This window comes from Mesorhizobium sp. M0185 (assembly GCF_040322175.1).
Lineage (GTDB): Bacteria > Pseudomonadota > Alphaproteobacteria > Rhizobiales > Rhizobiaceae > Mesorhizobium.
Window position 1 is genome coordinate 12158 of the sequence record NZ_JAMYSY010000020.1, and the last position, 19664, is coordinate 31821.

Sequence of the window (19664 nt, forward strand, 5' to 3'; positions counted from 1 at the left end):
CCGACGCATCAAGGGCACGGATTGCCGACGCGCTGGTGGATCGCATCAACGGCTTTCTGCATGTCCTCGGTCCAGACCACGTCGGCGGAAGAGAGCGCCATTTCGAGTTGCGAAATGGTGGTGGCGCCGATGATGTTCGAGGTGACCAAGGGCCGGTTCGAGATATAGGCATTGGCAAACAGCGCCGGCTCCATGCCGAAGGTGCGCGCCAACCGGTTGTATTCGAGCTGCACCTCGGCAGCATTCGGAGTCTCGTAGCGCTGGCCGCGGTTGAACAACTGCGAGCGCGAGCCCTGCGGCCGCGCGCCATGATCGTATTTGCCGGTCAAATAGCCTTGCGCCAGCGGCGAATAGGCAAGCAGCGACACCTGCTCGCGCTCGCAGACTTCGGCAAGGTTCACCTCGAAGGTGCGATTGACGAAATTATAGGCGTTCTGCAGCGAGGCGACGCGCGGGCCGAGGCCCTTGTCGGCTTCGGCGATGAAACGCATGACGCCCCAGGAATTCTCGTTCGACAGGCCGAAATGGCGGATCTTGCCGGCCTTCACCAGTTCATCGAATACGGCAAGCGTCTCGGCGATCGACGTCTCGCCCTCCGGCACGCCGGCGGCATCGGAGCGTCGCGGCACAGCGCCGATGCGGTTCGGATTGGCGCCCCACGGCACGTCGCGTTCCGGCCAGTGGATCTGGTAGAGATCGATGTAATCGGTATTGAGCCTGGCCAGCGATTTTTCGACTGCATCGAAGATGTCGGCGCGCACCAGCTTCGACGGGCGGTCGCCGCGAAACCAGGTATTGGCGGTGCGGCCGACCACTTTCGAGGCGATGATCACCTGGCCGCGATTGCGCTTCTCCTTCATCCAATTGCCGATGATTGTCTCGGTACGGCCTTGTGTCTCCGCCTTGGGCGGGATCGGATAGAGTTCGGCGGTGTCGATGAAATTGACGCCGCGAGCAAACGCCAGATCCATCTGGGCGTGACCGTCCGCCTCGGTGTTCTGCTGGCCCCAGGTCATCGATCCGAGGCAGATCTGCGACACGAAAAGATCGGTCTGGCCGAGACGGCGTTTGTGCATGGAGTTTCTCCGGCGGGAATTTTGCGCGGCTGCGCGAGAAGGAAGCAACAGCATACAGGAAAGCGCCGGCCGCTTCCAAGCCCGCCGCCGGCAGGCCAGGCGACTTTCTCAGGACGCCGACGAACGGGGTTTATCCCCGCGGCCAATAAAAAGCCGGACTGCATGTGAATGCAGTCCGGAATTTCGCCAGGAATGGCGAGCAAAAACCGGCCAAGTGCCGGCACTGACTCCTACGGTCGAAGCGCCGCAGAAGTTTCGCCGGAACAGCCGAATTATGTCAAAAAAGATCGGGGCAGCATGGCTGCCATGCGAATGCTGCACTGCACAATCGTCACGATTCGGCTATATTGGAGACCGTGGAGGATCAACAGGGGCTTGAATCATGGGGTTCTTCACTGAAATGTTCGCCCGTCCGCGTCCGCGGGAACAGCTGCGTTATCGTGCGGCACTGGCGCTGCTCCATTCGATGAGCAATGCCGATCGCGCCGATATCGGCGTCAAGCCGGCCGATTTCCCGCGCATCGCCCGGGAAATGTCCCTACGCTAAACAGCGCGCCGTGAGATATCCCGCCGCAGCGGATATCTCACGAGCGAATCTCAACGCAATCCGAGGAAGATCGACTTGCCCAATGGCACGCCGTTGTGGCGCAGGATGTCGTAGGCGGTGGTCAGGTGGAAGTAGAAATTGGGCATGGCGGCATGCAGCAGATACTGCATTCCCGGCATCGAAACCTCGCGTGCCGCAAGCCGCAGTTCGATCATCCTGTCATCTGAACCATCGAATTCGGCCGCCGAAAATGTCGCGAGATGAGCCAATGTCTTGGCAAGGCGGGCCTGCAGATCAGCGAAGCTCGCCTCATTGTCCTCGTATTTTGGCACCTCGCGCCCGGCAAGCCGCGACGGCGCGCCCTTGGCGTGATCGGTGGCAATCTGTACCTGCCTGGTCAGGGCGAACATGTCCGGCGCCAGCCTCGCCGTGAGATACACCTGCGGGTCGATCTTGCGATCAGCGGCATTTTGCTCGGCAATGTTCAGCACATTGGCTAGTGCCTTCAGCCTCGCCGAAAATACCGGCACGGATGCTTCATACATTGATATGGTCACAAGAAATCTCCACGCGGCCCGACTGCCCACGGCGAGAGGTAGCGCTTTCGCAGGCGATTGTTCAAGCGTCACCACGCCGCCGCAATCGATATGATAGGATTTTTCATCGAGTGGAGGTTCCCGATGAGACGCGCCCTTTTTGCAGCGACCGCTTTTTTCTCCCTTGCCGCTACCAGCCAACCGGTGCTCGCCGCCGACGCGCCTTACATAGACGACAGGTCGGATGCCGAAGCGGTCATCCGGTCGCTTTATAGTGCCATCAGCCGGCACGAATTCGCGCGCGCCTGGGACTATTTCGGCGACACCAAGCCGGCCAAGGACTTCGATGCTTTCGTCAAAGGCTATGACGGCACCGACACGGTCGAAGTCAAAATCGGTGGTGTGTCCGAAGACGGTGCTGCCGGCAGCATCTATTACAGCGTCCCCGTCGCCATCCGGGCGACGGCCAACGACGGCAGCGAGAATGTCTTTGCCGGTTGCTACACGCTGCGCCAGATCAACGCTTCGATCCAGGAACCGCCATTTCGCTCGATCTTCATCGACAAGGGTGCGCTGAAACCCTCAAAGGCCGATTTCGAGGATGCCGTGCCGGCAAGCTGCGGCGAAGGACCGACGCCGCCGAAGAAGGACGCAGCGCTTGAGCAGGCCAAGAAGGCCTTCGCAGCGACCTATGGCGACCAATGCGACAAGGACATGCCCGGCGGCGATCCGCGAGGAGAGCCGGACGCCTACTCGCTCCGCTACAAGGATGCGGGGGCGGCCGAAAACGAGCCCGAACGCGAGACACGGCTGTTTCGCTTTTTCTGCTCGATGGCCGCCTACAATGAGAGCGCAGTCTATTACATCTACGACGACGTATCGGGCGTCCGGCAATTGCAATTCGCGTCACCGGAACTCGATATTCGCTATGAGAACAACAATAGCGAAGGCAAGGTCGAGGGCATCAACATCATCGGCTTCCAGACCGACGACCAGTTGGTCAACTCCGAATATGACGAGGCCACCAAAACGATTTCATCCTCGAACAAATGGCGCGGCGTCGGCGACGCCTCGTCGGCCGGCACCTACCTGTTTCGCCACGGCAATTTCTCGCTGGTGCAGTATGAGGTCGATGCCTCTTATGACGGCGAGATCAACCCGCAGACCGTGCTCGACTACAACACCGCGCCCTAAGGGACCTTCGATAACATCCAGTTGAGTGTGTCCCGCCAGTCGGTCATGCGGATCGGCGTGCCATGTGTGCCGGTCTCGAAGCGGACAAAGCGGGTCGGGTAGGCTTTCGATTTGCCCAGAATCGATCGGAAGAAGGCTTCCTGTTTCTCGATTGGAAACACCGGGTCCTTGCTGCCCTGGCCGAAGAAGACCGGCACACGGCGCTTGAATGCGGAGCTTGAGAAGAAACTCTCGTCCCACAGCGAGCCGAGCAGCAGCAGCCCGTCGATGCGCCCGCCGGAGTCCTTGCGCCCTGCCAGCTTCCAGCACAACGCGCCGCCCATAGAGCCGCAGGCGACGAAGATTTTTGCGCGCGGCGACTGTTCGGCATAGTGGCCGATCAATGCGGCGATCTGGGCGGCACCGGTGTCACCGAAATCGGAAAAATCCGGCGACAGATAGAGGCCGCCATTACCGGCCATCAGGTTCTTGATACGGTTGAAATTGCCGCCGAAAGTGAAATCGTCAGCACCCTGCTTACGGCTACCGCCCTGCCCGTGCAGATAGAGCACGATGATGCTGGCGCCCTCGGCGTTGCCGACCGCGATGTGGCGGACATCGCCGGCATCGGTCTTCAGCAACAAATCCTGCTGCACCTTGCGCACACCGATATCGGTGTATTGCGCATGCACCCGGCGCTCAGGCACTTCGTCGCGGGCGTTGATATCGCGCAGCTCACGATAATCGATGACCGTATAGGCGCCGTTGCTTTCGGACGAAAGTGTGGCCGGATATGCGAACAGATCGTCCTTGAAGGGTTTGAGTTCGAGAGCGTTGGCGTAGGCTGCACGAGAGAGCGACAAAAGAATCGCCATCAGCAGGGCCGGGAGGCCGGAGGGAGGCAAGCGGAACCGGAAGCAGGAACGAAAGGCCATCCCTCAGCCATGCGTTTTTCGGCTTCGGTTTGTCAATCCTGCAGCACGCCGCCAGCGCTTTCCAGCGCCTCGCGCGTGTCGACATCGACGGCTGCCCCTTCGCCGATCTCGACGTCGATGACGTCGAACCCTTCGGCCTCGACCAGATGGCGGGCCCCGGTATCGCCTTCGAGGTGAGCGATCGCGGCAAACAGCGAACGCGGCAGCAGCACGGGATTGCCGCGCCGCCCATCGTGCGAGGCCCGCACCACCGATCGGCCTTCGGACCTGCAGAACGCCTCGATCAGCCTGTCGAGGTCGGCCGAGGCGACGCCGGGCATATCGCCGAGGACAATCATGGCGCCGGCGGCGTCGCCGGAAATCTTGGCGATGCCGGCCTTCAGCGACGAAGACAGACCCTCGCCGAAATCCGGATTGTCGGCGAAGGTCATATCGAGGCCAGACAGTGCATCTCGCACGCGCTCGCGCTGGTGGCCAGTGACGACGATGGTGGCCGCGGCTTTCGAACCGACCGCGCGTTCGGCAGTGCGACGGACCAGCGGCTTGCCGTCGAACAGCGCCAAGAGCTTGTTCGGCCCGCCCATGCGGCTGGAGCGGCCGGCGGCCAGAAGCACGATCTCGACCTTTGGTTCGGCTTTGGCCGGCAATGGCTCGCGCGGTTGCGGCCGCGTCGGAATTTCCATCAACAACCCGCCGACACCCATGCCGGCAATATCCCTGGCGGTCACGTCGAGACCGGCGATCAGCCGGTCGAGCACCCAGTCGAAGCCGTTCTCCTTGGGACTGCGGGCGCAGCCCGGCGCACCGATGATGCGCTTGCCGCCGAGTGTGCCGAGCACCAGCAGATTGCCGGGATCGACCGGCATGCCGGCGCGGATGACAGTGCCGCCCGCCCTTTCGATCGCAGCAGGAACGACGTCGCCGAAATCGGCCATCGCCGAAGCGCCGAAGATCACCACCATATCGTTGTCGCGGATCAGCGAGGCCGCAGCCTCGGCGACGGGGATAATTTCATGCGGGGTTCGACGCTCCGCCGTCAGCCTGCCGCCCGAACGCGCCAGGCGCGCTTCGGTGACGCGCAGCGTCTTGTCGAGCACGCTGGGTTTGATGCCGGGCAGCACCGTCTGGATGACGCCGACGCGCACCGGCTGATAGGCGTTGACCGCAAAGATCTCGCCGCCCGCGCAGATCCTTGCCACCGCATCGACCAAAGCGGAGGCGACCGCAAACGGAATGATCTTCACCGTTGCTACCGTCTGACCTTTTTCGACCGGCGCATGCTGCGCGAGCGTGGCGATGGTGATCGTCGGATCGACGGCGTTGATGGCGTTGATCATCGCCGCGTCGACGGTGAACATGCCGGCAGCCTGCGCGTGGAGGTTGACCCTACCTGTCGCGGCGGGCTTCGCCTCGATGTTGCGATGGATCATGGATGCGGCGATCTTTTCGGCAGCGACGTCCTCGCTGAGATCATCGGGCGCCAACACCGCCGCTACGACCTCGGAAATGCCAGCGGCCTTCAACAGGGACACATCCCCGGCGCTTAGCCTGTGCGCCTTGCGGAAGCGGCGCTCTCCGACCGTGGTGGCGTGCGCAAGCACTGCCCCTTCGGCCGTATCGATCGCAACGGGACCAAATTTCACGCGACCGCGCCTTTGGATTCGAGGCCGCGGGAGCGAAAGGCGTGGATCGCTTGCGCCAACACCGCGACGGCGATCTCGGCCGGGCTGGCAGCCCCAATGTCGAGGCCGATCGGGGCATGAATGCGGGCGATCTGGTCGGCTGTCGCTCCCGAAGCCAGCAGGCGTTCCACACGTTTGGCGTGGGTCTTGCGGCTGCCGAGCGCGCCGACATAAAAGCAGCCGGCGTCGAGCGCCGCCTTCAGCGCGGAATCGTCGATCTTCGGATCGTGGGTGAGAGCAGCCAGCGCCGTATAGCTATCGAGCGGCTGACGCGTCAGCACATCCTCTGGCCATTCGGCATGCAGCGCGATATCGGGAAAACGATCGGGCGTGGCAAAGGCCGTGCGCGGATCGATGATCTCGACAGGATAGCCGGCGATCCTGGCCATCGGTGCCAGCGCCTGGCTGATGTGGACGGCGCCGATCACCACCAGCCGCGGCTGCGGCAGATGTGCGTTGAGGAAGAAGGTCCGTCCCTCAGCTTCGACCGAACCGGAATTGCCCGTGCGAAATGCCTTGGCGATGGCCGCCCCGAGTTCGCCGGCTACCCGGTCGCCCTCGCGCACGACACGGTCGCGGCCGTCGTCGAGATCGGTGACCAGGATTGCCGCGCGGCGGGCGCGGCGTTCGGCGTTGAGTGTCTTCAGCGCATAGGGATCCATTCGAGATCAACCCAATCTTTCTACATAGACCTTGATGCGGCCGCCGCATGACAGGCCGACTTGCCAGGCGGTCTCGTCTGCGACGCCGAATTCGAGCATTTTGGCCGTGCCGCTATCGATAACATCGACCGCCTCGGTGACCACCGCGCCTTCGACGCAGCCGCCAGAGACTGAGCCGTGGAAATTGCCTTCCGCATCGATGACCAGGTGGCTGCCGACCGGGCGCGGCGCCGAGCCCCAGGTCTCGACCACAGTGGCAATGGCGACATCCTTGCCGTCCTTCATCCAGCCCTCCGCGATGATCAGCGGGTCGCGGGCCTCATCGAGATAGATACTGCGTTCCATGATTTTCTCCCTGGCAGACATGTGGTTATGCGACGCGCTTCACGCCAGCCTCGATCCACGGGCGCGCGTCGACCGAACGCATAAAAACAGCACGGTTGCCAGCGACCGGTCCGCACATAATCCGCACGGGTTAACAGATCGAGCGTCTCGTCGACCGTCCGCGGCGTCGGACGCGGTTTTCAACTCGGTCATTCTGTTTTCGCGGGCGCGGCCATCTGAAAGCCTCTACAAAGCGTGGTAGCCGCGGTTGTGATAGATCAGCGGCCGCAAATTATCGCCGATGCGCAAACCTGTAACTTGGCCAAAAAGCACACGGTGGGTGGCCAGATCCTTGGAGTCGATCAGTTCGCAGTCGAAGACGGCGAGCGCGCCCTTCAGCGTCGGCGCACCGGTCGAGATCACATCCCATTCGGCCAACGCGAAACGCTCCTCGACCGGCAGGCCGGTAATGCCGGAAAAGCCGATCGACAGCGGCTCCTGATCCGAAGCCAGCGTGTTCAGGGCAAATTTGCCGTTTTCCACGAACGGCTCGTTCTTGGGATTTTCACGATTGAGGCAAACCAGGATGGTTGGCGGCGTGTCCGACACCGAGCAGGCCGCGATCACCGTCGCGCCGCGCCTGCCGGCAGGGCCATCGGTGGTGACTACATGCACATGGCCAGCAAAATGGGCCATCGCGTCGCGGTAGGCCTGCGGCCCGATGTCATTCTTCTTCAGCACCGATGATTTTCCACTAGTCAGAACCAACCGTTATATATGGGGGGATATTGCAGGCCACAAGCGAAGTGCTTGACCTATATCCCGAATTCGCGTGTTGCGCCAAAGCTGGCCAGCCTTTAGGTCTTGACGGCATTGGCGCCGGCAACCACGCGACCGGCGTGGAGGAATTCTTCGCTCGCATGCGACCTTGGACAACCACGATAGCGGTGCTGGCCTGGCTCTCGGTCGCCTGCAGTGCAAATGCCGAGACGCTGCTGGTCGGCGTCGCGGCACCTTTGTCGGGGCCGTCGGCGATCCTCGGCAAACAGATCGAGGCCGGCGCGACAATGGCGGCTGAAGCGAACGATGCCGAAATCAAGACGATCGATGACGCCTGCACGGCCGACGGTGGCGCCGCCGCCGCGCGGGAGTTCACCGCGGCCAAGGTCAACGTCGTCATCGGGTTTTTGTGCACCGACGCAATCGAGGCGGCTCTGCCGATCCTCAAGGATGCCGGCATACCGGTGATCACCGTCGGCGTTCGCACGGAAAGCCTGACCGACCGGCGCGCCAAGACCGGATGGCCGATCTATCGTCTCGGGCCGCGCGGCGACGACGAGCGCAATGCCGTTGCTGCCATCCTCACCCACCTATGGCAGACCGAGCTGTTCGCCATCGTCGACGACGGTACGATCTATGGCCGCGAAATGGCCGAGACATTTCGGGCAGCCGCCGAGCAAGCAGCTCTGAAGCCGGTGTTCGTCGACACGTTCCGGCCGCAGCTCGACAACCAGATCGGCCTGATCGGCCGGCTGAAGAAAGCCGGCGCAACGCATGTCTTTGCCGGCGGCGACGGCGATGATGTCGCCGTTATGGGCCGGGATGCTGGCCAGCTAAATACCGGCATGGTGTTTGCCGGCGGCGAAGCGTTGCGCGCGCCGCTCGGCGACGTGCCTTATGCCGTCGGTACGCTGATGATCGCGCCGCCCGAATGGGCCGATGTCGCCGACCCCAAGGTGCTGCAGAGCTTTGCCGGACAAAACATCGTGCCGGAAGGTTACACGCTTCCCGCCTATGCCGCGGTCGAGATCGCCAAGGCGGCGTCGGCATTGACGCAAAGCTCCGGCGAGAGGCTGGCCAATGCACTGACCGCACATGACTTCACCACGGCGATCGGACCGATCCGCTTTGACGAAAAAGGCGACCTGACGCAAAATCCTTATCGCGCCTTCCGTTTCGACGGCGGCCGTTTCTTGTCGGCGGAGAGCCAATGATGTCCAGCACGGGGATGTTCCGTACCGGTCCGCGCAATCTCATCACCGACGTCGCCGGCGTGCGTGTCGGCAGTGCAGCGAATGCGACGTTGAAATCCGGTGTGACCACCGTCATCTGCGACGAACCAGCCGTGGCCGGCGTGCAGATCCTGGGCGGTGCGCCGGGCACCCGCGAAACCGACCTGCTCGAGCCGCACAATTCGATCCACGCCATCCATGCCGTGGTGCTTTCGGGCGGCTCGGCTTTTGGCCTCGACGCCGCGTCGGGGGTGCAGGCGGCGTTGCGCGAAAGAGGCATCGGCGTCGAGGTCGGCGGCTTTCGCGTGCCGATCGTGCCGGCGGCGATCCTGTTCGACCTGCGCAATGGCGGCGACAAGGATTGGGGCCGGTATCCGCCTTACCGCGACCTCGGCTACGAAGCCGCGCAAGCCGCCGCGATCGACTTTGCGCTCGGCACCGCCGGCGCCGGTGCCGGCGCGCTGAGCTCCGGCCTGAAGGGCGGGCTCGGCTCGGCCTCGACGGTGCTGGACAGCGGCGTCACCATCGGCGCGCTCGCCGCCGTCAACCCGACCGGCTCGGTGACGGTCGCCGGGACCCGCCATTTCTGGGCGGCGCCGTTCGAGATCGGCGACGAGTTCGGCGGGTTAGGCTATCCCCACCCGATGCCTGACGATGCCAGAATGGTCCTGCTGAAGTTCCGTGACAAGCATGCGACAGAACAGGCGGAAACCGGCGCCAACACGACCATCGCCGTGATCGCCACCGATGCGGTACTCACGAAGGCCGCCGCCAAACGTCTGGCGATATCGGCGCATGACGGCTTTGTCCGTGCCATTTGGCCGACACACACGCCCGCAGACGGCGATCTGGTCTTCGCGCTGGCAACGGGCAAGAGCGGCATCGAGCTCGCACCCAACGATGCCGTCGATCTCTACGCCGCGGCCGGCGCCACGATGGCACGCGCCATCAGCCGCGGCGTCTTTGCCGCGACGCCGGCCGAGGGCGATCTGTTCCCGGTCTGGTCGTCGCGCTGAACGCGCAACGCTCATTCGGGTGAGCCGTAATCAGACTGGATTATGATCAGGTGGGTTCGGATTTTTCTTCCTCGAAGGTGACCGCAACATCCGAGTTTGCCGACAGCCGCACCTTCTGGCCCTCGACCTCGGCGACAAGGCTGAGAGGAATGAAGTGGTGATGGCCCCTGTGAGCGCCCTCGCCGCTGTCGCGCTTGGTCAGCTTTATGCGATCTCCGTCAACCTTGTCGACGGTACCGACATGGACGCCGTCGGCGCCGATCACTTCCATACGTTCGCGAATCTTGGCTGCATCTGTCATGGGGGTCTCCCTTAGAGCGCCGCGCGTCCTTTTGAACGCGCAAAGGACACTCTAAACATTTTGAATCAATGCATCGTGGCTTCCGAAAATCGATCCTGATTTTCGGAAGGCACGATGCGGTGAAGCTGCCGACAATAACAAACGACGGCCGGATTGGATGCATCGACTTTGTGTTTCAGTCAGCACGATCTTTTGACGGCATCGTGATAGGAATTTAACGGCGTCGACCGCCGGAATGGAAAGTCCCATGCGAAATCTTGCCCTGTTTGCCGTCTGCCTGCTTGCCCCGCTCGCAACTTTGGCCGCCGCCCACGCAGGCGATGTCGCCGAGCTTGAGATCCTCGGCTTCAGCCGTGATGGCGGGGGGTCTTTGCCTTCGAGGAATACAGCGTCCAGGACGGATCCGGATTTCCCTATGCGATCCGCTATTATATCGACACGGCCGACGACAGTTTCCTCAAGGGCTCGCCGATACGTGTCCGGCTCGACGACGAGAATGCCACGGTGGCCGCAGCGCGGCTGCAGGCCCGGCAAAGGGGCGAAGCGATCGTCAGTCAGGCGGAACTCACGGCAAATCGCGGCATCACCGCCGGCTTCAACCCGGTGACCGAGCTTTCTGCCGATCCCTTCCGCATGGTGGTCAATCCGCGCCCGATCTTCTCGCCGGTCGACGATCCGCTCGAGTTCCGGCTCGACCAGATCGGCATGAACGACACCGAACGCTGCCAGAGCCAGGGCGAGATCAATGGCTTTCGCCTGCTGCGCATCGAGGCGAAGGATGGCGGCCAGACGAGGATCATTCACGAGGACAAATCGATCCCGCAAAGCAGAGGCTGTCCGAATGGCTACCAGATCGGCGCGGTTCAGACATTTTCGCTGGATAGCCTCAGCGCCTATGCCGTGCTGATCGCGGTGCGCCAATACGGCTTCGAAGGGCCGGACTATCGCTGGATCGCGGTAACCGGTCGCCTGTGAAGTTCCCCGCCATGCGCTATCGCGCTCTGGGCCGTCTCCGCCGCTCCTTGCCGCCGCTGCGCACCGCATTTGCCGGTGCCTTGTTGTGGGCCATGGCGATGGGCGCCAGCGCGCTGCTCAATCTGCTGTTGTACGATTGGGAGACCCCGGCGAAGGTCCGCTTCGTCTCGCTGCTTTATGCTGCCGGCGGCGCGCTGGCCTTCCCGGTTGGGCTGTTTCTGGCGCGGCTCGTCTCGCTCGGACGCCACTGGGAAATCGCCCTCGCCGCCGCCTTCGTCTGCCTTCTCGCCGCGACAATTACCTTCACCGGCGGCCTCTTTGGGCTGCAATACCGCTCCTACTATGTCCAATGGCATGCACCCGCGCTCACCATCACCTGGGTTTTCCAGTTCGTGTTCACGATGTTGACGGCGCTCTACCAGTTCGTCGTCCTCGGCATCCGGCTGTATTTTCCGCTCGGTTTCATTGCGCTAGCTGTCGCCAGCGTCTGGTTTGCGCGCCAGCAACGTTGAGCATTTTGCCTGCCTCTGTTAGGACGCGGGCAAATGCTCTCGCAAGTCAGGACCGACTGATGATCCCTCGCTACTCCCGGCCGGAAATGGTGGCCATCTGGTCGCCCGAAACCCGGTTCCGCATCTGGTTCGAGATCGAGGCCTACGCCTGCGACGCATTGGCCGAGATCGGCGTCATCCCGAAGGAGGCCGCCAAGACCATCTGGGAGAAAGGCGGGGCGGCGAAGTTCGACGTCGAAGCCATCGACGAGATCGAGCGCGTCACCAAGCATGACGTCATCGCCTTTCTCACCCATCTTGCCGAATTCGTCGGGCCGGACGCCCGCTTCATCCACCAGGGCATGACATCCTCCGACGTCCTCGACACCTGTTTTGCCGTGCAGCTCACCCGCGCCAGCGACATCCTGCTGGCCGACATTGACGGGCTGCTTGCGGCGCTCAAGCGCCGCGCCTTCGAGCACAAGGACACCATCACCATCGGCCGCAGCCACGGCATCCATGCCGAGCCGACCACCTTCGGCGTCAAGCTGGCGCAGGCCTATGCCGAATTCTCGCGTTGCCGCGAGAGGCTGGTGCATGCACGCGAGGACATCGCCACGTGCGCCATCTCTGGTGCGGTCGGCACCTTCGCCAATATCGACCCTTATGTCGAAGAATACGTGGCCAAGAAACTCGGACTGAAGCCGGAGCCGGTGTCGACGCAGGTGATCCCGCGCGACCGCCACGCGATGTTCTTCGCCACGCTCGGCGTGATCGCCTCGTCGATCGAGCGGCTGGCGATCGAGGTGCGCCATCTGCAGCGCACCGAGGTACTTGAAGCAGAAGAGTACTTTTCACCCGGACAGAAGGGCTCGTCGGCGATGCCGCACAAGCGCAACCCGGTGCTGACCGAGAACCTGACCGGCCTTGCCCGCATGGTGCGCTCCTTCGCATTGCCGGCAATGGAGAATGTGGCGCTCTGGCACGAGCGCGACATCTCGCATTCCTCGGTCGAGCGCATGATCGGGCCCGACGCGACGGTGACGCTCGATTTCGCGCTCTCACGCCTGACCAGCGTCGTCGACAAACTGCTAGTCTACCCCGACAACATGCTGAAGAACATGAACAAATTCCGCGGCCTCGTGCATTCGCAGCGCGTGCTGCTGGCGCTGACGCAAGCCGGCGTTTCGCGCGAGGACGCCTACCGGCTGGTGCAGCGCAACGCCATGAAGGTGTGGGAGCAAGGCGCTGATTTTCTTGAGGAACTTCTGGCCGACAAGGACGTTGTCGCAGCCTTGCCCGAGGCCGAGATCCGCGAGAAATTCGACTTGGGCTATCATACCAAGCACGTCGATACGATCTTTAGCCGAGTGTTTGGAGAAGCCTGATGATTTCGTCGGCCGGAGATTTCGATTTCCTTGCCCTGCCCGGGCGCGGCAATTCCGGGCCGGATCATTGGATGTCGCATTGGTGCCGGGTGTTCCCCAATTCGAGCCGCGTGCTGCAGGCCGAGTGGGACCGGCCAAAGCCTGAAGACTGGATCGGCCAGGTGGATGCCGCGGTGGCCGCCGCACCGCGCCGCGTCGTGCTGCTTGCGCATTCGCTGGCGGTGGCGACGGCGGTGAAGTGGGCTGCCGGCGCCAGTCAAAGCCAACTCGACAAGGTCGCGGCGGCATTCCTGGTTGCCGCGACCAATGTCGAGGATGCCGATCCCTCATTCGACGCGGTGCGCCCGTTCGCGCCGATGCCGCTGAAGCGCCTGCCCTTCCCGACATTGGTGGTGGCGAGCCGCAGCGACCCACGCGTCACCTTCGACAAGGCGACCGCCTTCGCCGCAGCCTGGGGTGCCGAACTCGCCGATGCGGGCGATCTCGGCCATATGGGAAACGAGGCCCGCCTCGGCCTGTGGCCGGCGGGCCTGCTCATGCTTGGCCGCTTGCTCGAAAAAGCGAACCTCTAACCTACGCCTTACCGGGAACCGTCCTTATCACCGTGCCCCACGGATCCTCGCGGGTGGTCTCGCTTGCGGCATTGTCCGAGCGCATCTCGACCCAGGCCAAGCCGGAGCGGGCGGGATCGCGGCGACCGGCGCCCGCGCTCTGCCACGCATTTGCGCCAATGTGGTGATGATAGCCGCCGGACGACAGGAACACCGCCGCGCCACCGTACTTTGCCACTGTGTCGAAACCGAACTCCTGATGCCACCATGCTTCGGCTTCTTCCGGCCTGCCGACCCGCAAATGGACGTGGCCGATAATGCTGTTTTCCGGCGCGCCCTGCCAGCCGGTGTCGCCGGCCGGCACCTCGGCAACAACCGACGGAATGTTCAGCCGCTCCGTCGCCATCGCTATCTTGTCACCGTTCCATTTCCAGTCCTGCGGACGGCGGTCGGCATAGATCTCGATGCCGTTGCCTTCCGGATCGGTTAGGTAAAGAGCCTCGCTGACCAGATGATCGGATGCGCCCTCGATGCCGATCTTGCCGGCGATGGCGTGATTGATCCAGCGGCCGAGATCGGCCCGTCTGGGTAGCAGGAAGGCGGTGTGGAAAAGACCGGCGCTGCGCGGGTCATCGGGTTTCGCGGCCGGATCCGCTTCGATGTCGAGCAAAGGGCGATGGACTGCGCCGAGCGTAATCGTGCCGCCGGCGCGGCTCAGTTCCTGCAAACCGACGACTTTGCGATAGTAGGCAGCGAGATTGTCTGCATCGCGCGCCCGCAAGCCGACGCGGGCAACGCTGACCGGGGTCGTCGCGGCAAAAGGCAGTTCGCTCATCAAAGTGCTCCGTTCAGGCGGCGCTCGACAAGCTTCCAACACAGCAATCCGGCGCCATCAATCATTCTACGCCATGTCCGTGCCAAAATCTCGGAACAGCCATTCTTCTTTCCTGGCGACAGATCGTTGATCGCGATCGTTCACACAAGAGCGCAAGAAGCGAACAGGGTGTTCACAATAGCGAGCAGAACCGGGCTCATGAGCGGCCGTTTGCGTGTCGCTGTTTAGTTCATACCCGGTTGCACCCGACAGCGCCTCTCGCTACATGCGCGCCATGAAAGTCAGGGAAGCAGATATTCTCATCGTGCCGGGCTACACCAATTCCGGCCCTGATCATTGGCAGAGCCGCTGGCAGTCGAAACTATCGACAGCGCGCCGCGTCGAACAGGCGGAATGGTCGAAGCCGGTGCGCGAGGATTGGACGGCCGGTGTCGCCAAGGCGGTTAACGAGGCCGAGCGGCCGGTCGTCATCGTCGCCCATTCGCTTGGCGTCGCGGCGGTCATTCAAGCATTGCCTCGGTTCGAGAGGCCGGTCGCCGGCGCTTTCTTCGTGGCGCCGCCCGATGTCGCCAATCCAGAGATAAAGCCGAGGCACCTGATGACCTTCGGCCCCTATCCGCGCGACCCGCTGCCGTTTCCGTCGGTGGTGATCGCCAGCCGCAACGACCCGTTCTGCGCCTTCGGCGTCGCCGAGGACATTGCCGCGGCGTGGGGCTCGCTGTTCATCGACGCCGGGGATGCCGGTCATCTCAACACGGATTCCGGCTTCGGCCCCTGGCCTGAAGGCTCGATTACGTTCGCGAAATTCCTCACGGATCTCTAGGAAGCGATCGAATCCCTGACGCTGTTCAGCAGGGTCTTTGCCCCAAGCGAAATCAGCGAATGCTCGGAACCCATCGCCAGCAGCCGGTAGCCCATCGACACCACGCGACCGGCAACGGCCGGTTCCATCACATAGATCGCCGCATGCTTGCCGGCCTTGCGGGTGCGCTCGGCGATCGAGGCGACGGTCTCCATCATGCTCTCCAGCGTCGAACTGACGGTGGTCCCCTTCGACCAGGCGATCGAGAAATCCGACGGGCCGAGGAAGATCCCGTCGATACCCGGCGTGTCGAGAATGCCGTCGAGTGCATCAAGCGCGGCCCGCGTTTCGACCATGGCGAACGCCATGGTGCGCTGGTTGCTGTCGCGCAGCCAGTCGGCATAATCGCCCTTGCCATGGCGCGGAAAAGCATAGGTCGGACCCCAGGAGCGCTCGCCGAGCGGCGGGTATTTCATGGCGGCGGCAAACAGCTTTGCGTCCGCCACTGAATTCACCATCGGCGCAATCACAGCCTCGGCGCCGAAGTCGAGCGCGCGGCTGGCCATGTCGAAGCGGCCGACCGGGATGCGCACCAAAGCCGGCTTGTTGGCGGCCAGCACCGGCACAAGCCCGCGCAGCACGCTGTCCTCGTGATGGCCCCCATGCTGCATGTCGAGCGTAACCGCGTCGAATCCTTGCCTGGCCAGTATCTCGACCGTCAAGGCATCCGGCACGCCGGACCATGCGGTGAACAGCGTCTCGTCGGCCGCAAGGCGTGACTTCAGGGACATTGGCGATTTCCTCTTTGCTTGCAGCAATTCAGCCGGAAATGACCGCAAAGGCAAAGAAAAACCGCCCGGTGAGGCCGGGCGGTCGATTGGTCCAGCATTCGAAGAGTATCGATGGGGATCAGGTGTTCTTGATCTGCTCGATCGCCTGCGCCATCAATTCATCCATGGTGCGGCGGATCTGATGGTCCGACTGGTCGATGCCGGCCGCATCGAAATCCTTGCGTATCTTGCGGAAAACGTCGTGATCGCCGGCTTCCTCGATGTCGCTGACGACCACTTCCCTGGCATAAGCGTCGGCATCGGCGCCGGACTTGCCGAGCTTTTCGGCAGCCCACAGGCCGAGCGCTCTGTTGCGGCGTGCCGCAGCCTTGAACCGAAGTTCCTCGTCGAATGCGAATTTGCGCTCAAAGCCCTCTTCGCGGTCTTTCATGCTGCTCATGGCATCCCTCCGTGAAATCCGATTCGTTGTGCCAATATGTGTTGCCGGAGCACAAACCAAAAGGGCGCCGGCCGGTCAATATGCTACATTGCTTGCTGCGCTGCGGCATTTCGGTGCCCGAAAGCGGTTGATTGAAAGGATTTGCCGATTGAGCAAACAGTGCGATTGGGATAGACACCGGCATTGAACCCCACCGTCGCCATCTTATTTTAGGCAGACGGACAGGAACTGGTCGCTTGCCGCCTGCCCGCAAATCCAGAGAAAAATCAGATGAAAAATCGCCGCCGCATTTATGAAGGCAAGGCCAAGATCCTTTATGAGGGACCGGAGCCTGGCACGCTGATCCAGTTCTTCAAGGACGACGCTACCGCTTTCAACAAGAAGAAGCATGAAATCGTCGATGGCAAAGGCGTGCTCAACAACCGCATTTCCGAGCACATCTTCAATCATCTCAACCGGATGGGCATTCCGACCCACTTCATCCGCCGGCTCAACATGCGCGAGCAGTTGATCAAGGAAGTCGAGATCATCCCGCTCGAAGTGGTGGTGCGCAACGTCGCCGCCGGCTCGCTGGCCAAGCGCCTGGGCATCGAGGAAGGCACCGTGCTGCCGCGCTCGATCATCGAATTCTATTACAAGGCCGATGCGCTCGACGATCCGATGGTCTCGGAAGAGCACATCACCGCCTTCGGCTGGGCGAGCCCACAGGAGATCGACGATGTCATGGCGCTGGCCATTCGCGTCAACGACTTCCTTTCCGGCCTGTTCATGGGCGTCGGCATCCAGTTGGTCGATTTCAAAATTGAATGCGGCCGCCTGTTCGAAGGCGATATGATGCGCATCGTCGTTGCCGATGAGATCTCGCCGGATTCCTGCCGGCTGTGGGACGTGGCGACGCAGGACAAGCTCGACAAGGATCGTTTCCGCCGTGACATGGGTGGGCTGGTCGAAGCCTATCAGGAAGTTGCCCGCCGCCTCGGCATCATGAACGAGAACGAGCCGCCGCGCCCGGCCGGACCGGTGCTCGTCGCATCGACCGACGGCGTCAAAGGCAAGCCACATTGATGGCTTGCCAGCTCAACAGGTGAACAGGAGCATGTCCAGCGTGATCAAGGCCCGCATTACCGTAACCCTCAAGAACGGCGTGCTCGACCCACAAGGCAAGGCAATCGAGCATGCGCTGTCCGGAATGGGTTTCGGCGGCATCGGCCAGGTGCGGCAAGGCAAGGTTTTTGATATCGAGCTTGCCGAGGGCGATAAGGCCAAGGCCGAGGCGGATCTGAAAGCCATGTGCGACAAGCTTCTGGCGAATACGGTGATTGAGAATTACGCGGTGGAGATCGCCTGAGGTGAAATCAGCCGTCGTCCTGCTCCCCGGCCTCAATCGCGACCGCGACATGATCGCGGCGCTGACCAAGATTTCCGGCACGCCGCCGGTCACCGTCTGGCAGACCGACACCGACATTCCCGATGTCGACCTGATCGCCATTCCCGGCGGCTTTTCGTTTGGCGATTATCTGCGCTGCGGCGCCATTGCCGCGCGCATGCCGGTAATGCGGGCTGTCGCCGAAAAGGCGGCCAAGGGCGTCATGGTCATCGGCGTCTGCAACGGTTTCCAGATCCTGGTCGAGGCCGGCCTGCTGCCGGGCGCATTGATGCGCAACACCTCGCTGAAATTCGTCTGCCGGCAAGTCAAGCTGCAGATTGCTAATGCCAACACGATGTTTACCCGCCGCTATCAGCCGGGCCAGGTCATCCGCGCGCCGGTGGCGCACCATGACGGCAATTATTTTGCCGATGCCGAAACGCTGGCCCGCCTCGAAGGGGAAGGCCAGGTGGTATTCCGCTATGCCGAAGGCACCAATCCCAATGGCTCGATCAACGACATTGCCGGCATCGTCAACGGCCGCGGCAATGTGCTCGGCCTGATGCCGCATCCCGAGAACCTGATCGAAGCGGCGCATGGCGGCAGCGACGGCCGGGCGCTGTTCGAAAGCGCGCTGGGCATCGCCGCTTGATGCCTTCAATTTTCCTCCTGGAGCGACGGTCATGAAACTCTATTCGCGGCCGTTGTCGCCCTATTCGTCGATCGTGCGGGCGTTGGCCTACATCAAGAACGTGCCGCTCAAGCTCATTGTACCGCCGCCGGGGTTTCCCATCCCCGAGGCATTTCGTGCCATCTCGCCGCTCAACAGGATTCCGGTGCTGATCACCGGTTCCGGCGAAACGATCGTCGAATCGGTAGTCATTGCCGAATATCTGGAGGAGCGTTTCACCGAGCCGGCGCTGCTGCCCAAGGATACGAAAGACCGGGCGTTGGTGCGCATGTTCGCCCGCATCACCGACCTCGACGTGCTCGCCCCGACCATGAAGCTGTTCGAACTCTATTTCGTGCCGCAGCGCAATGAGGCGGAGATCAAGGCACAGTTCGCCCGATTGCATCACGGGCTTGCGGCAATCGAGGCCCGCATGGCGCATGGCCCGTTCGCGCTCGGCGACGACATCTCCTTTGCCGATGCGTGGTTGACGCCGACCCGGTTCGTCTTCAACAATTTCAGGACAACGATCGGCCGCCCCGATTTGCTTGACGCCTATCCGAAATTCGATGCCTATGAGCAAATCGCCTTGCAGCATCCGGCGCTGTCGCGCGTCTGGGGTGAGATGACAGACGGTCTGAAGATCTTTCTGTCCGAACTCGAGATGGGCGCCGCTTGAACATGAGACCGACGACCACGCGCCTCGCCCTCGCCGCTTCCGCCGGTCTTGTACTCGCCTCCTGCCAGTCAGGCCCGAAGAGCGCGCCGGCGCCGGCGGGCAAGAGCGCGTCACTGCTTGCCATGGAGCAGGTGGCAATAGCTGCCCACAAATGCTGGATCGCCAGCAAGGACCCTGCCTTCAAATCGTACCAGATGGCCAACGAGCTGAATTCGTTCAGCGGCACGCCGCGCTTCCTGCTGGTGCCGGCCAAACATTATGGTGGAAAGCCGTTGCTGGTCGTGCAGGCGCAAGGCAATTCGAGCCGCGTCGACGTGTTCGGCCCATTGATGGCGGAACCGCTCGGCGCCCGCATCGGCTCGGACATTGCCCGCTGGCAGGCGGGCAATCCGGGCTGCGGCGCTGCTGCCTAG

At 62.6% G+C, this 19664-nt stretch carries 24 protein-coding genes and 2 pseudogenes; 14 read left to right on the forward strand and 12 right to left on the reverse strand.

Annotated features, from left to right (window positions below):
- Positions 1-8: 8 nt before the first annotated feature.
- Positions 9-1076, reverse strand: coding sequence for an aldo/keto reductase (locus NKJ20_RS17410; RefSeq protein ID WP_352699971.1), 1068 nt, complete (start codon positions 1074-1076; stop codon positions 9-11).
- Between the two features lie 382 nt (positions 1077-1458).
- Here NKJ20_RS17410 and NKJ20_RS17415 point away from each other — a divergent pair, with 382 nt between their 5' ends.
- A complete protein-coding gene (locus NKJ20_RS17415; protein ID WP_023674744.1) occupies positions 1459-1623 on the forward strand; it encodes a hypothetical protein in 165 nt (54 codons plus the stop codon).
- Between the two features lie 50 nt (positions 1624-1673).
- On the opposite strand, the gene NKJ20_RS17420 is transcribed toward NKJ20_RS17415, so the two are convergent.
- On the reverse strand, positions 1674-2180 hold the full coding sequence (locus NKJ20_RS17420) for a DUF1993 domain-containing protein (protein WP_352684221.1): 507 nt from the start codon (positions 2178-2180) through the stop codon (positions 1674-1676).
- A 123-nt stretch (positions 2181-2303) separates the two neighbouring features.
- Between NKJ20_RS17420 and NKJ20_RS17425 the strand changes: the two genes are divergently transcribed.
- Positions 2304-3353 (forward strand): DUF1176 domain-containing protein, encoded by a 1050-nt coding sequence (locus NKJ20_RS17425; protein ID WP_352684218.1) that lies wholly within the window; start codon positions 2304-2306, stop codon positions 3351-3353.
- Here the strand turns inward: NKJ20_RS17425 and NKJ20_RS17430 are convergent.
- The 6 genes and pseudogenes from NKJ20_RS17430 to NKJ20_RS17450 form a co-directional block, all read right to left on the reverse strand.
- Positions 3350-4207 (reverse strand): alpha/beta hydrolase, encoded by an 858-nt coding sequence (locus tag NKJ20_RS17430; protein ID WP_352684216.1) that lies wholly within the window; start codon positions 4205-4207, stop codon positions 3350-3352. The two genes, NKJ20_RS17425 and NKJ20_RS17430, sit on opposite strands and share 4 nt — an antisense overlap.
- Before the next feature lie 92 nt (positions 4208-4299).
- Complete coding sequence (locus NKJ20_RS17435; RefSeq protein WP_352745659.1) at positions 4300-5910, reverse strand: NTP transferase domain-containing protein; 1611 nt, start codon at positions 5908-5910, stop codon at positions 4300-4302.
- The gene (locus NKJ20_RS17440) at positions 5907-6611 is read right to left on the reverse strand and encodes an XdhC family protein (protein ID WP_352449412.1); all 705 of its coding nucleotides are present in this window, start codon (positions 6609-6611) and stop codon (positions 5907-5909) included. The genes NKJ20_RS17435 and NKJ20_RS17440 overlap by 4 nt, the downstream gene beginning before the upstream one ends.
- 6 nt (positions 6612-6617) lie before the next feature.
- Positions 6618-6956: an XdhC family protein gene (locus NKJ20_RS17445; protein WP_023674738.1), complete on the reverse strand. Its 339-nt coding sequence runs from the start codon at positions 6954-6956 to the stop codon at positions 6618-6620.
- Between the two features lie 63 nt (positions 6957-7019).
- Positions 7020-7148: pseudogene (locus NKJ20_RS34165) on the reverse strand (AAA family ATPase); the annotation flags it as partial.
- A 33-nt stretch (positions 7149-7181) separates the two neighbouring features.
- On the reverse strand, positions 7182-7676 hold the full coding sequence (locus tag NKJ20_RS17450; protein ID WP_352449411.1) for a flavin reductase: 495 nt from the start codon (positions 7674-7676) through the stop codon (positions 7182-7184).
- 179 nt (positions 7677-7855) lie between these two features.
- Here NKJ20_RS17450 and NKJ20_RS17455 point away from each other — a divergent pair, with 179 nt between their 5' ends.
- Together NKJ20_RS17455 and NKJ20_RS17460 are read left to right on the forward strand one after the other, a co-directional pair.
- Positions 7856-8929, forward strand: coding sequence for a branched-chain amino acid ABC transporter substrate-binding protein (locus NKJ20_RS17455; RefSeq protein ID WP_352449410.1), 1074 nt, complete (start codon positions 7856-7858; stop codon positions 8927-8929).
- A gap of 14 nt (positions 8930-8943) precedes the next feature.
- The gene (locus tag NKJ20_RS17460) at positions 8944-9963 is read left to right on the forward strand and encodes a P1 family peptidase (protein WP_352745778.1); all 1020 of its coding nucleotides are present in this window, start codon (positions 8944-8946) and stop codon (positions 9961-9963) included.
- A 46-nt stretch (positions 9964-10009) separates the two neighbouring features.
- Here the strand turns inward: NKJ20_RS17460 and NKJ20_RS17465 are convergent, their stop codons facing one another.
- Positions 10010-10264, reverse strand: a complete 255-nt coding sequence (locus NKJ20_RS17465) for a DUF2171 domain-containing protein (RefSeq protein ID WP_023674734.1) — start codon at positions 10262-10264, stop codon at positions 10010-10012.
- Between the two features lie 247 nt (positions 10265-10511).
- Here NKJ20_RS17465 and NKJ20_RS17470 point away from each other — a divergent pair.
- The 4 genes and pseudogenes from NKJ20_RS17470 to NKJ20_RS17485 all read left to right on the forward strand — a co-directional run bounded on the left by NKJ20_RS17470 (position 10512) and on the right by NKJ20_RS17485 (position 13690).
- Positions 10512-11239, forward strand: a pseudogene (locus NKJ20_RS17470) (DUF2259 domain-containing protein).
- 11 nt (positions 11240-11250) lie between these two features.
- A complete protein-coding gene (locus NKJ20_RS17475; protein ID WP_352745663.1) occupies positions 11251-11751 on the forward strand; it encodes a hypothetical protein in 501 nt (166 codons plus the stop codon).
- A gap of 59 nt (positions 11752-11810) precedes the next feature.
- Positions 11811-13118 (forward strand): adenylosuccinate lyase, encoded by a 1308-nt coding sequence (gene purB, locus NKJ20_RS17480; RefSeq protein ID WP_352702469.1) that lies wholly within the window; start codon positions 11811-11813, stop codon positions 13116-13118.
- Positions 13118-13690: an alpha/beta hydrolase gene (locus tag NKJ20_RS17485; protein WP_352474659.1), complete on the forward strand. Its 573-nt coding sequence runs from the start codon at positions 13118-13120 to the stop codon at positions 13688-13690. The genes purB and NKJ20_RS17485 overlap by 1 nt, the downstream gene beginning before the upstream one ends.
- Before the next feature lies 1 nt (position 13691).
- Here NKJ20_RS17485 and NKJ20_RS17490 read toward each other — a convergent pair whose 3' ends face one another.
- On the reverse strand, positions 13692-14504 hold the full coding sequence (locus NKJ20_RS17490; RefSeq protein ID WP_352745665.1) for a VOC family protein: 813 nt from the start codon (positions 14502-14504) through the stop codon (positions 13692-13694).
- Between the two features lie 274 nt (positions 14505-14778).
- Between NKJ20_RS17490 and NKJ20_RS17495 the strand changes: the two genes are divergently transcribed.
- Complete coding sequence (locus NKJ20_RS17495) at positions 14779-15327, forward strand: RBBP9/YdeN family alpha/beta hydrolase (protein WP_352745780.1); 549 nt, start codon at positions 14779-14781, stop codon at positions 15325-15327.
- Here the strand turns inward: NKJ20_RS17495 and NKJ20_RS17500 are convergent.
- Positions 15324-16097: an HpcH/HpaI aldolase family protein gene (locus tag NKJ20_RS17500; RefSeq protein ID WP_352745668.1), complete on the reverse strand. Its 774-nt coding sequence runs from the start codon at positions 16095-16097 to the stop codon at positions 15324-15326. The two genes, NKJ20_RS17495 and NKJ20_RS17500, sit on opposite strands and share 4 nt — an antisense overlap.
- A 118-nt stretch (positions 16098-16215) precedes the next feature.
- Complete coding sequence (locus NKJ20_RS17505) at positions 16216-16536, reverse strand: DUF1476 domain-containing protein (protein WP_023674726.1); 321 nt, start codon at positions 16534-16536, stop codon at positions 16216-16218.
- A 270-nt stretch (positions 16537-16806) separates the two neighbouring features.
- On the opposite strand from NKJ20_RS17505, the gene purC reads away from it, so the two are divergent.
- The 5 genes from purC to NKJ20_RS17530 are packed head-to-tail and all read left to right on the forward strand — an operon-like array spanning position 16807 to position 19664.
- Entirely contained in the window at positions 16807-17601 is a 795-nt protein-coding gene (gene purC / locus NKJ20_RS17510) for a phosphoribosylaminoimidazolesuccinocarboxamide synthase (protein WP_023674725.1), read from the forward strand.
- Between the two features lie 40 nt (positions 17602-17641).
- The gene (gene purS / locus NKJ20_RS17515; protein ID WP_352745782.1) at positions 17642-17884 is read left to right on the forward strand and encodes a phosphoribosylformylglycinamidine synthase subunit PurS; all 243 of its coding nucleotides are present in this window, start codon (positions 17642-17644) and stop codon (positions 17882-17884) included.
- 1 nt (position 17885) lies between these two features.
- Positions 17886-18554: a phosphoribosylformylglycinamidine synthase subunit PurQ gene (gene purQ, locus NKJ20_RS17520; RefSeq protein ID WP_352614096.1), complete on the forward strand. Its 669-nt coding sequence runs from the start codon at positions 17886-17888 to the stop codon at positions 18552-18554.
- 31 nt (positions 18555-18585) lie between these two features.
- Positions 18586-19251: a glutathione S-transferase family protein gene (locus NKJ20_RS17525; protein ID WP_352745670.1), complete on the forward strand. Its 666-nt coding sequence runs from the start codon at positions 18586-18588 to the stop codon at positions 19249-19251.
- 2 nt (positions 19252-19253) lie between these two features.
- Entirely contained in the window at positions 19254-19664 is a 411-nt protein-coding gene (locus NKJ20_RS17530) for a hypothetical protein (protein WP_352745672.1), read from the forward strand.